Here is an 11837-nt window from a genome sequence, read left to right on the forward strand (position 1 = left end):
ACTATCCCCGAGCCCATCCACTGGTGTGGGCGGCAATCCTCATCCTGCGACCACGATGGAGGTATGACGATGGCACAACCACAGGCCGTCGGCAGGCAGACGAAATGGGCGACCCCGGCCAGGACGGGGTGGTCAGCGACGCAGGCGAAGTCCCACAAGCCCTGCGAGGACTGCGGCGCAGAGCTCGAGCAGTGCGCTGGATGTTCTGAGCAGCGGTGCTTGAAGTGCGAGCCGTACCTTTCTGACGACTGCCGCTGGACGTTGTAGCAACCCGGCCCTCAGGCCCCCTATGGCACGCGTCCACCGTCCAGGCAGGCACATGTTCGACATCTGGGTGGACGTCTCCCACGATGCCCTCAAACGCCCGGGAGCATGCTGGTGTCGCCGAGCAACGACGAGACGACGTGACGGATCAGTGGTATGCGGGAGTGTTCATCACTTCGATCGTGCTCTCTCGTAAGGGGTCTCAGGAGACCGCACGGGTCTCGAGTGTCGAGTCGGTCGCCAGACCAGCGGCCCGCTCCGCTAGTTCAACCACGTTCATGAGAAGCATTGCGCGTGTCATGGGACCAACGCCCCCGGTCGCGCGGGTCCACCGCCCGGCCACACCCTCGACGTCCGGGTGGACATCGCCAAGGATTCCCTCGACGGTGCGCGTGATACCGACCGAAAGGACCGTGGCGCCAGGCTTGATCCAGTAAGGCTTCACGAGATGGGCGACGCCTGCGGCAGCGATCACCACATCAGCCACCCTCGTATGAGCGGCGACGTCGACGGTTGCCTCATTGACCATCGTGACGGTGGCGTGCTCGCTGGGGCGAGTCAACATGAGGCCCAAGGGTCGGCCCACAGTCGTACCGCACCCGATGACACAGAACTGCGATCCAGTGATCGGGACGTCATTGCGCCGCAAGAGGTCCAAGATGCCGCGAGGAGTGCAGGGCAAGGTGCCAGGCTGGTTCAGAACCAGTCGGCCAAGGTTCACTGGATGCAGGCCGTCCGCGTCCTTGTCGGGGTCAACGGCGTTCAGTACCGCATGCATGTCGGCGTGGCGGGGGAGTGGCAGTTGCACGATGAAGCCGCTGCATCGCGGGTCCGCGTTGAGACTCTCCACTACGTCGAGAATGGCGGTCTGACTCGCATGCTCGGGAAGATCGATTCGAATCGACTCGATGCCAACCTCTGCACAGTCACGGTGCTTGCCGGCGACATAGGACTGGGAGCCCGCATCCTCGCCGACGAGAACCGTTCCAAGTCCCGGGCGATGTCCGATCGCCTCAAGAGCAGCAATGCGGTCCCTGAGTGAGTCCTTGACCCGTTGGGCGGCGAGCTTGCCGTCGATGACGATGGCCTTACGGTCCACCTGATGGCCCTCCTGACTGCACCCTGCACGGGCTGGAATGTCGGCCGCACTTGGCAACGAGACGCATGCCGGTTCCTGTCCGCGATCTCGCGCGACACGTCGGCACTCGCAACGACGGCCCGTTCGCGAACAACCGTGACGCACCTAGAGGGAACCGGCTATTGATCAATCGCACAACAGTAGGCCGCTCAATTGATGGACCGTCGCATGGCTCGTTGGTGCTATCGCCCGGCACGGTGACACATCGAGGGAAGGTGGCTTCATGGAAGCGAAGCAGTTGCCCGCTCGGGCACAGGTCGTGATCGTCGGCGGCGGAATCATCGGAACCAGCACCGCGTATCACCTCGCGCGGCGAGGTTGGACCGACGTCGTCCTGCTCGAGCGCAACACGCTCACGTCCGGCACCACTTGGCATGCGGCAGGGCTGGTGACGCAAGCGCGTGGTACCTGGGGAACCCGCGAGGTGGTGCAGCGCAGCCTCGACGTCTTCCACAGCCTTGAGCAGGACACCGGGTTCTCTACCGGCTTCGTGAAGACCGGAACGATGAACTTAGCGACCTCTCCGGAACGACTCGCCGAGATCAAGCATCTTGCGTCGGTCGTGCGCGGCAACAAGATCGAAGCCGAGATCCTCGACGTAGACCGCACTCTCGAACTGCACCCACTGCTGAACCCGGAGGGGCTGTTGGGAAGCCTCTACTTCCCCGAGGACGGACGCGGAAGCGCTACCGACACCACGATCTCGCTGGCCCGCGGCGCCACCAAGCGCGGGGTCCGCATCATCGAGGGCGTCGTCGTGACTGGTGTCGAGACGGCCGACGGCCGCGTCACCGGCGTCCACACCACCTCTGGAACCATCGAAGCCGAGTACGTCGTCAACGCAGCGGGAATGTGGGGCCGAGAGCTCGGCGCCATGGCCGGAGTCGACATTCCCCTCCAAGCACTCGCGCACTACTACGTCGTCACTGAGGCCATCAAGGACCTCCCGAGGAACCTTCCCACCATCAAGAGCGGCGACGAGTACTCCTACGTCAAGGACGAAGCGGGCGCGCTCATGGTGGGATTCTTCGAACCCGGCAGCTACGCCTGGGCCTCCGAAGGCATCCCGGTCAACAACGGCTTCATCCAGCTGCCCGAGGACTGGGACCACCTCGGACCCTTCTACGAGAAGATGATCGAACGTGTGCCCGTGCTGGCCGATGCCGGCGTGCGGCTGCACTTCTGCGGCCCCGAGAGCTTCACTCCCGACGGTCAGTACCACCTCGGCGAAGCGCCCAACCTGCGCAACTTCTTCGTCGCCGCGGGTTTCAACTCCGTCGGGTTCCTCTCCGGCCCCGGCGCCGGATCCGTACTCGCCGACTGGATCGTCGACGGGCGGAGCCCGGTCGACCTCCCCGAGACCGATCTCGGTCGAGTGCAGCGCCATGAGACGAACCGTCGCTTCCTCGAGGCTCGTGTGCTGGAGTCACTCGATCTGTCGTACGAGGTGCATTGGCCGTTCCAGCAGCGTTCCAGCGCTCGACCGTTGCGGGTCAGTCCTCTCTACGGAGCCACCTCTGATGCTGGCGCCGTCTTCGGCGAACTGGCGGGCTGGGAGCGTGCCAATTGGTACGCCCCCGACGGCGTTGAGCGCCACTACGAGTACTCATTCGAGCGCCCGAACTGGTTCGAGCACTCGGCGCGCGAACACCGCGCGATTCGTGAAGCGGTCGGCATGATCGACACGTCGTCCTTCGGCAAACTTCTTGTCCAGGGACGAGACGCGGTCAGTGTCCTCAACCGTTTGTCCGTCAATGACGTCGACACGGCGGTCGGCCGAATCACTTACACCCAATGGCTCAACGAGCAGGGCGGCATCGAAGCAGACGTCACTATCACCCGGATCGCCGACAACGAGTTCCTCGTCCTGTCCGGGCCAGCCACCGTGAACCGGGACCTCGCGTATCTCAAGCGCCACATCGGCAACGATGAGTTCTGCACGGTCGCTGACGTCAGCGGAACGATGGCCATGCTGGCGGTGATGGGTCCACGAGCCCGGGACCTCCTCGCGCCGTTGACCGACGCGGATCTGTCCAACGAGAACTTCGCGTTCGGCGAGTCTCGTGAGATTGACCTCGGCTACACCAAGGTGCGCGCCACCCGAGTCACCTACGTCGGCGAACTTGGCTGGGAACTCCTCATCCCCTCCGAGAGTGCTCTTCATATTTGGTACCTGCTCCGAGACGCCGGTGAACCGCTTGGCCTTCTCCCGGTCGGCTACCACGCCATGAACTCCCTGCGTCTCGAAAAGGCGTACCGCAGTTGGGGCCACGACATCTCCGGCGCCGACAACCCCATCCAGGCGGGCTTGTCGTTCACCGTGAAGTGGGACAAGCCCGGCGGATTCATCGGCCGCGAAGCGCTGGAGAAGATCAAGGACGAGGGCGTCAACCGTCGCCTCGTCCAATTCGTCCTCGAAGACCCAGACCAGCTGCTGTTCCACGACGAGCCCATCTACCGAGACGACCAGCTCGTCGGGCGAGTGGCTTCCGCGCAGTACGGCCACACGCTAGGAGGCGCCGTCGCGCTCGGCTGGGTGAAATCTGCCGAGGTCGTCGAACGCGCCTGGTTCCAAGAGGGCCGCTACGAGATCGAAGTCGCGGGCCAACGAGTCTCCGCCCGCGCATCCCTTCGCCCCTTGCACGACCCGAAGTCCGAAAGGCCCAAGAACTGATGCACGACCTCATCCTCACCCTCTCGTGCCAGGACCGACAGGGGATCGTCGCCATGGTCGGCGGATTCCTTGCTGACCGTGGGTTCAGCATCCGCGACAGCCAGCAGTTCGGAGACGAAGACACCGGCCTGTTCTTCATGCGAGTGCACGCCGCACCTGACCCGGACCGGACTTTCGACTTCGATGCCCTTCGCGACGAGTTCGGTGCGTCCGTCGGCGACGTACTCGATGCTGCGTGGGAGGTCCACGACCCCACACGCAAGCACCGAATGCTCGTCATGGTGTCGCGTCAAGGTCACTGCCTCAACGACCTCCTTCACCGCGCACGGACCGGTTCAATGCCCGCGGAGGTAGTAGCAGTCGTCTCCAACCACGACGACTTCCGCCAACTCGTCGAGTGGCACGGCATTCCGTTCCACCACGTGCCGGTCACCGCCGACACCAAGGGGTGGGCCGAGGCGGAACTGCGCAAGCTCGTCACGTCCTACGACGCCGACTCGGTCATCCTCGCCAGATACATGCAGATCCTTTCGAACGAACTGTGCGAGGACCTGGCGGGCCGAGCCATCAACATTCACCACAGCCTGCTTCCGAGCTTCAAGGGGGCCCGGCCGTACTTCCAGGCACACGCCCGAGGGGTAAAGGTCATCGGTGCGACCGCCCACTACGTAACCGGTGACCTCGATGAAGGACCGATCATCGAGCAGGACTTCACCCGGGTCGATCACATGAGCTCCGCAGCTGATCTGACCGCGATCGGACGCGACCTCGAAGCGCTCGCCCTTGCACGCGCCGTGACCGCACACGCGGAGCACCGTGTCCTGATGAACGGGACGAGGACGGTGGTTTTCCGATGAGTACTCAAGAGGATGCACCCGAGCGCAACGATCGCAGCGGGGCGTTCGATGCCCGCGCGGCGGAGGACGTACCAACCATCGGGGAGCACATCCAACTGGGCGTCAACTAGACCCGTTAGGCAACCTGCCGGCGCTAGATCCAGCCCGTCTGGGATTAACGTCGTCCCCGCCAGTCAGGAGACCCAGGGTCCGCAACGCCAGGTACAGCTCGGCTTGGACGCCGAAGTCCCTGAGGTCCACACCCAAGATCTCCTCGATCTTCTTCAACCGGTAGACCAACGTCTGCTTGTGGATCCCGAGCCGTCGCGATCCTTCCTGCCACGAGCGATTTGCGTCGAAGTACACCTGCAGCGAGCGAACGAGCTCCGACTCGTTGGACTCGTCGTAGGTGAGAAGTGGGCCCAACAGTCGTTGAACTGCTACTTCTCCCTCGGCCACCGTATTGGGCATGAAGTACGAGCCGTGGGAGCCGTACACCGCCGACTGCGCACCAGACTGGCGTGCGCTCTCAAGCGCCCATCTGGCTTCCCTGAACGCATCTGCCAGCCGCCCGATGGCAGCCAATGGTTGGCTCACCCCGACGCTCACATCGAAGTCGTCGACGCCAAGTCCGCTGTCGTAGGCAGCATCCGACACTACTAGCAGGTGGGTGTCGTCTACCGAGGTGTAGAGGTGTGGCCATTCCACAAAACTAAGTGACTCGACCAGCCCGCCGGCGGCGACATCAGGTTCCATGGAGTCGTCGGGCGTCTCGTTCCACACCAGTACCCGCCACGGACCGCCGCGTAGTCCGTGTGCGCGCATCTGCGCCAGTGCGGCATCTGGGGAGATGGCGCCGGCGAGCATGTTCCGAGCGAGCTCGGCCGCGCGAGCGCGTACCCGTGCTGCGCGGGCAGCACGTCGCTCCACCTCGAGACCCGCGATCGTTGCTGCGTGCTGAGCCAGGAGGAGGTCGGGTGCATCAGTTGGGGCGTGAGGGGTCACCAGAAGGGCCGCCATGTTACGAGCCCCGACGGGGACCAGGAGCACCGAGGCTTCGTCGGTCTTGAACCGGTTGAAGGCTGAGAGTTGCCCTCGCTGCTCGCGCACACGTTCAAGGATGGATGCCCGTAGGGGACCCGGGATTGACGTGGTGCTCGGAAGCAGAGGTCGTCCGCTTCGAAGTTCGACGACGTTCAACGAGGCTCGCAGTTCGGTGCCAAGTTGGTCGAGCAGACGGTCCCCGGCCTCGCCACCCTGCGTCCGGCGAAGGATCTCGTACAGGCGCAGGATTCGTGACGCGCGGGAGTCGCCTCTGCCGCGCGCCGCGTCAGCGACAACGCGGGCGATGGTGACGAACGGAACGGCCCGAGCTGTGAGCATGATGGGGAAGCCGAGGTCCTCCGCGGCCGCTATCGCCTCAGGTGTTAAGGGAGGCGCTGCGAACCCCTCACCGAGGGCCAGCCCGGCGATGTTGGCACGGGCAAGTTCGCGCACGAAGTTCGCCTGACCGTCTGCATCCGAGGGAAAGCTGTAGCCGTCGGTCATGAGGAGATCGCCGCTACCCAACCAATGCCAAGGGTCCTCGACTTCACAGGTGTGCGCCCACGCGACCTCGCGGTCACGTCCCGCTTGACCGGCAACCAGACGGGTCCTGATCAAAGGGTCGTCGATCAGGGACTGGACGGTGAACTTCACTGCCCCATGCTCCCACGCATGGACTGGGGCGTCCGTTACGACCGGGCCTATCCCCTTGTACACAGGCCCCGCGCATCGCTAGGCGAACGCACAGGGCCAGACGACGGCTGCCGGGCTTGATATCCGGAGTTCCGGACGCGACGAGGTGCAGCAGCAGGTTGCCCGCGGACAGTCGAGATTCCTCTAGGTCGGGTGACAGCGCGCCCGTCCCGACCGCTCGCGCGGGTGCCTGCGACCACATTCCGGTCGCGCCCGCCACAGACAACGGTGATCGGGCGGCTCGTCAGTGCCCCAAGACTCGCCAGAAAGACGACGCGAGCCGAGAGGGCTTGCCTGAGCTCGACTCCGTCCGATCCGCGATCGAAAACGCCATCGTTCCGGCGTTGACGCCGAGCCAGCGGAAGGGCTCAGGCTCCCATTTCGGCGATTGCCTGCCAGCCCAAGGGAGTGCCCGCACAGGATCGTCCAAGTCGACGATCTCGGCCGCGAGTGTGCGACCCGCAAGGTGGGCTGTCGCGACGCCGTCCCCAACGTACCCGCCCGCTTGGGCAAAGCCCCTGCGCCGGTCGTAACCGACGGAGGGGTACCAGTCGCGAGGAATGCCGAGATTGCCGCCCCAAGCGTGGGTGAACTCAACGCCACCGATCGACGGAAAGATCTCGGTCAGGATGTTGCGCAGCATCGCGTGAACGCGTGCATCGTTGTCGTACTCGGGCCTGATGCGAGAGCCGAAGTGGTACGGAGCCCCACGCCCACCGAACGCGAGCCGGCCGTCGGCTGTGCGCTGACCGTAGATGCGCAGATGGCGTTTGTCGCTGAAGGTTTCACGCTGCCGCAGACCGATCTCATCCCACTGCTCGTCGCTCAACGGCGCGGTCGCAACCATCAGCGAGTACATCGGAACCAGGTCCCGCTTGGCGCCGGGCAGATCGGCCGTGTATCCCTCCGTGGCACGGACGATGACCTCAGCGCGAACCACACCACGCGAGGTATCCAGGCGTCGTTCGCTGATCGCCTCCACCGTCGTGTCCTCGAAGATCTTCACGCCGAGGCCGCGAACCACCCGCGAAAGTCCGCCCGCCAGCTTGGCAGGATGCAGTGCAGCGCAGTGAGGAGTGAACGTTGCCCCGTGCAGGTCTGAGGCCGCCACCCGACGAGAAGCCTCCTCGCGGGAGAGGAGTTGCATGTCCTCGGCGTCGAATCCCCAGTCTCGCCATGCTCGTACCTCGCCTTGAGCGCGCGCCCACTGTGCAGTGTTTCGGGCCACCGAAACGTACCCGCCCTGCTCGAAGTCGCAGTCGATGGCCTCCGACGCAATCACAGAACCGATCTCGCGTACGGTCGAGAACATCGCTCGCTGCATCTCGACTGCACCTGAGCGGCCGCTCCCAGACGCGACCTTGCGGAAGCTCGTCGGGAAGATCGCCGAGCACCAGCCGCCGTTACGTCCAGATGCGCCGAACCCGACGAACTCCTTCTCGATGATGCCGATCCGCAGGTTAGGGTCGGCCTTCGCCAGGTAATAGGCCGTCCACAGGCCCGTGTAGCCAGCGCCGACGATGGCGACGTCCAAGGTCGTGTCACCTGGCAGTTCGCTTCCCGGTGTACCGGTAAGCGCTGCGTCTTCGTGCCAGAAGCTGATGGCAGCGGCCGTCGAGTCGTGCGTCGTGGTCATTGGTGTACTCGTTCTCCGTTAATGAATGGTGGTCGCTTCGGGCTCGATAGCCTGGGGTGACGGCGGCGCACAGCCGGTGGCACCGGCGGCGGGCCGACAAACGGTTCAGTGCTGAGGGTTCGGGGTGGCTAGGATGCTTTCACCCGGTCGGCAGGTGGGGGGCGCAGTGACTGATAGGGCCGCCTAGTCGCGGAAGATGGCGAAGGACTTCGTCACTGTCTCGGTTACGTTCCACGTCCCGGTCCACCCGGCTGGAATGAGGAACATCGTGCCGGGTTCGAGCGAGAAAATGACTCCGTCGTCGCCGACCAGTTGCGCCCGACCGCCGACGATGTGCATCAACTCGACGTAGCCGGAGTGATCCGATCGGAACGCTCCGGGGGTGCAGGTCCAGGCGCCGGCCTGACGATCCTTTTCGTCGATGAATGACAGCGTGCGAGTGGCAGGTTCGCCATCGACTGGATTGGGCACAGCCACGGCAGCGGGCCAAGGCACGTCCATCAGCGAGACGACGCCTGCGAGAAGAGTGTCGGTAGGGGTCGCGGATTCCTCGGTGTCAGCCATGTTCGTCGCTTTCGTGGGGTCGATTCTGTGTGCCTGCTGCGGCAGCTCTCTGCGCAACGCAGAAAGAGAAAACCCGTTGAACGGCGCAGCGCTCCTGCTTCGCGCAAGGCTGGCCCGGCATCGCGCTGTGTGATCGAGCGACACCGCAGTAGGCCTCTCCCGTGCAGGAACATGCTGTTGCGGTTGGGAGACGAGCGCCACTAGACGCACTTCCAAACAGCTCCTTGGCCGCTGACGTTACGTACGACACGGGTCGTCGAGCCCACCCAATGGCTAGCGCAACACCGCGTGACGGACTCCGTCTCGACGCACATCAAAACGCCCATAGGAGCGTCCCGAAGCGGGCGGGCGTCTCTTGGCCTTTCCCGATCGATCGCCGACTCGACCAGTTGGTCGATCTAGCCGCCCACGTGGGCGCGAACACGAGCAAGCACGGATTGGCGGCGACGTTGGTGGCTGCAGCCGACAGGCGAACAGCACATCTTGGAGTGGCTACTTAGTTGGCGTACAAGCCGGGGGCGCGATGTGGTGCCTGGCATGGAAGACGCTGCACCGGTTGGTCGAGATGCCTCGTCATCGGCCGGGACGCAGAGCGTGGGTACGCCTGCGCACCGGCGGCTGGACCGGCGAGACGCCCGCACCGTAGATGGTCTCCGGGCCGGGCTCCACTACGCGCGCGCGGCCGTGCCTCGCGGGAGGGCTGTGTCCGTAGTGTGTCCCGGGGTTAGTCGCCGGCAGTCCGGTCTCAAATTGGGACCGAGCCAACGCAGTCTGAAAAAAGACAAAACCGCAGGTCAGCGGGCTGACCTGCGGCTTCATCGATCTGCGCGCCTGTAGGGATTCGAACCCCAAACCTTCTGATCCGTAGTCAGATGCTCTATCCGTTGAGCTACAGGCGCCCGTCGCGTGCGCCGACTGGCGCAAGGACTCGATGAGGATAGCCGACGGCACGGGAGCAGGCGAAATCAAGGTCCGGCACTTCTGTCGGCGCCGTCCCGGTGCGGTCGGGACTTCCGACCCGTTCGGCCGTCCGAGGCGGTGCCCTAGGGTGCCTAGCACCGCACACGCGACGACACGTCGAACAACGGGTCGTCGCACGACGAGAGGGAGCGCGATGGCAGATCTCGAGGCAGTCCTGGACGAAGCCGGGCTGACCAACCCCCGTGTCCGCGAGTTCGTCAAGGAGTACGCCGAGCTCACCGGTGCCGAGCACGTCGAGGTGGTCAACGCCTCCGACGACGCCCGTCTCCTCGAGGAGGCCGTGGCGGCCGGCGAGCTCCAGCGTGCAGGGGAGGGGCGCTTCTACTCCCGCAGCTACTACAAGGACACCGCCCGCTCCGAGGAGCGCACCATCGTCGCCACGAGCGACGAGTCGGACCGCGGGGTCTACAACAACTGGCGCCCTGCCTCGGAGATGAAGCCGATGCTCCACGACCGGATGCGCGGCGCGTCCGAGGGCAGGACGATGTACGTCATCCCCTACCTGATGTCGCCCCCCGGCAACCCGCTCGAGCCGTGGGCGGCGGGCGTCGAGCTCACCGACACCCGCACCGTCGTGCTCCACATGATCCGCATGGCCCGCGTGGGCGTGCAGTTCGTCAACGGCCTTGAGGACCCGGACTCGTTCGTCCGCGCGGTCCACGTCACCGGCGACCTGGAGAACCTCGGCCAGGGCACCCCCGACGACCAGCGCTACTTCGTGACCGTCGCCGACGAGCGCACGATCCTGCACTTCGGTTCCTCCTACGGTGGCAACGCGCTCCTGGGCAAGATCGCCCACGGCCTGCGGCAGGGGGCGTACGACGGCTGGGCGAGCAGGAAGTTCCTCGCCGAGCAGTACATGCTCATCGGGATCCACGACAAGGAGACCGGGAAGACGTGGCACGTCTGCGGTGGCTTCCCCAGCGCCTCCGGCAAGACCAACCTCGCGATGATGGCTCCCCCTGACGCGCTGGGCGACCGCTACCACGTGACGTTCTACGGCGACGACATCGCCTGGCTCTGGGTGGACGAGGAGTCCGGCCGGCTGATGGGGATGAACCCCGAGTACGGCGTCTTCGGCGTCGCGAAGGACACCAACGAGGTGACCAACCCCAACGCGCTGGCCTCGATCCGGGAGGGCTCGCAGGCGATCTTCACCAACGTCGCCCACAACCCCACGACGGGTGAGGTGTGGTGGGAGGGCAAGACCCCGAAGCCGCCGACGGACGTCAAGGGCTGGCTCGACTGGACCGGTGCCCCGCTGGCGGACCGCAAGGACAACGACACGGCGGCCTGGGCGCACCCGAACAGCCGCTTCACCACCACCCTGGCCAACGTCCCCAACATCGCGCCCGACTACGACGTGCCGACCGGCGTGCCGATCGACGCGATCATCTTCGGTGGCCGCACCCGCGACCGCGAGCCGCTGATCCGTGCGATCACCGACCTGGCCGAGGGCGTCTACGACGGCCTCACGCTCGGCGCCGAGGCGACGTTCGCTGCAGAGGGCGTCGACGGCCAGCTGCGCTACGACCCGATGTCGAACCGTCCGTTCATGGCGTACGGCGAGGGCGACTACGCGCGGCACTACCTCGACGTCGTCGGTGCGGCGACCGAGCAGCCGATCTTCGCGCACGTGAACTGGTTCCAGAAGGACCCCGACGACGGGCACTTCCTGTGGCCCGGCTACAGCGACAACCTCCGGCCGCTGCTGTGGTTGCTGCAGCTGAAGAACGGTGAGGTCCAGGGGCGACGCACGGCCGTGGGCATCATCCCGACGGAGGAGGAGCTGGACCTCGCAGGGATGGACGTCCCGGCCGCCGACCTCGAGCGCATCCTCACCATCGACAAGGAGCGGTGGCAGCAGGAGATGGGCTTCCGCGAGGAGCACCTCTCCCAGTTCGACCGGATGCCGGGCGAGATCTGGGAGGCGCACCGGCGCGTGGCCGCCGCCCTCGACGCAGAGGCCTGATCCCGCAAATCGCCTCGGCGGCCGTCGATCGCACA

General features: G+C 65.3%; 7 protein-coding genes and 1 tRNA gene. 3 read left to right on the top strand and 5 right to left on the bottom strand.

What is annotated here, in order from left to right; genetic code table 11:
• Positions 1 to 466: 466 nt before the first annotated feature.
• On the bottom strand, positions 467 to 1363 hold the full coding sequence (locus tag K4G59_RS00310) for a bifunctional methylenetetrahydrofolate dehydrogenase/methenyltetrahydrofolate cyclohydrolase (protein WP_231248503.1): 897 nt from the start codon (positions 1361 to 1363) through the stop codon (positions 467 to 469).
• Positions 1364 to 1625: 262 nt separating this feature from the next.
• Here K4G59_RS00310 and K4G59_RS00315 point away from each other — a divergent pair, with 262 nt between their 5' ends.
• On the top strand, positions 1626 to 4076 hold the full coding sequence (locus K4G59_RS00315) for a GcvT family protein (RefSeq protein ID WP_231248504.1): 2451 nt from the start codon (positions 1626 to 1628) through the stop codon (positions 4074 to 4076).
• On the top strand, positions 4076 to 4933 hold the full coding sequence (gene purU, locus K4G59_RS00320) for a formyltetrahydrofolate deformylase (RefSeq protein ID WP_231248505.1): 858 nt from the start codon (positions 4076 to 4078) through the stop codon (positions 4931 to 4933). Before K4G59_RS00315 ends, purU begins: the two co-directional genes overlap by 1 nt.
• A gap of 102 nt (positions 4934 to 5035) precedes the next feature.
• On the opposite strand, the gene K4G59_RS00325 is transcribed toward purU, so the two are convergent.
• From K4G59_RS00325 to K4G59_RS00340, 4 genes are all read right to left on the bottom strand, one after another.
• Positions 5036 to 6610: a PucR family transcriptional regulator gene (locus K4G59_RS00325; protein ID WP_231248506.1), complete on the bottom strand. Its 1575-nt coding sequence runs from the start codon at positions 6608 to 6610 to the stop codon at positions 5036 to 5038.
• Positions 6611 to 6893: 283 nt separating this feature from the next.
• Positions 6894 to 8285 (bottom strand): NAD(P)/FAD-dependent oxidoreductase, encoded by a 1392-nt coding sequence (locus K4G59_RS00330; RefSeq protein WP_231248507.1) that lies wholly within the window; start codon positions 8283 to 8285, stop codon positions 6894 to 6896.
• 183 nt (positions 8286 to 8468) lie between these two features.
• Positions 8469 to 8849 (bottom strand): cupin domain-containing protein, encoded by a 381-nt coding sequence (locus K4G59_RS00335; RefSeq protein WP_231248508.1) that lies wholly within the window; start codon positions 8847 to 8849, stop codon positions 8469 to 8471.
• An 826-nt stretch (positions 8850 to 9675) separates the two neighbouring features.
• Positions 9676 to 9748 (bottom strand) — tRNA-Arg (locus K4G59_RS00340).
• A 215-nt stretch (positions 9749 to 9963) separates the two neighbouring features.
• Between K4G59_RS00340 and K4G59_RS00345 the strand changes: the two genes are divergently transcribed.
• Positions 9964 to 11802, top strand: a complete 1839-nt coding sequence (locus K4G59_RS00345) for a phosphoenolpyruvate carboxykinase (GTP) (protein WP_231248509.1) — start codon at positions 9964 to 9966, stop codon at positions 11800 to 11802.
• The last annotated feature ends 35 nt before the right edge of the window (positions 11803 to 11837 follow it).

This window comes from Nocardioides furvisabuli, assembly GCF_021083185.1.
Taxonomy (GTDB): domain Bacteria; phylum Actinomycetota; class Actinomycetes; order Propionibacteriales; family Nocardioidaceae; genus Nocardioides; species Nocardioides furvisabuli.

Excerpts from the sequence above, each read along its gene's own strand:
- K4G59_RS00315 (WP_231248504.1), top strand. The coding sequence starts at position 1,626 with ATGGAAGCGAAGCAGTTGCCCGCTCGGGCACAGGTCGTGATCGTCGGC.
- purU (WP_231248505.1), top strand. The coding sequence starts at position 4,076 with ATGCACGACCTCATCCTCACCCTCTCGTGCCAGGACCGACAGGGGATC.
- K4G59_RS00330 (WP_231248507.1), bottom strand. The coding sequence starts at position 8,285 with ATGACCACGACGCACGACTCGACGGCCGCTGCCATCAGCTTCTGGCAC.
- K4G59_RS00335 (WP_231248508.1), bottom strand. The coding sequence starts at position 8,849 with ATGGCTGACACCGAGGAATCCGCGACCCCTACCGACACTCTTCTCGCA.
- K4G59_RS00345 (WP_231248509.1), top strand. The coding sequence starts at position 9,964 with ATGGCAGATCTCGAGGCAGTCCTGGACGAAGCCGGGCTGACCAACCCC.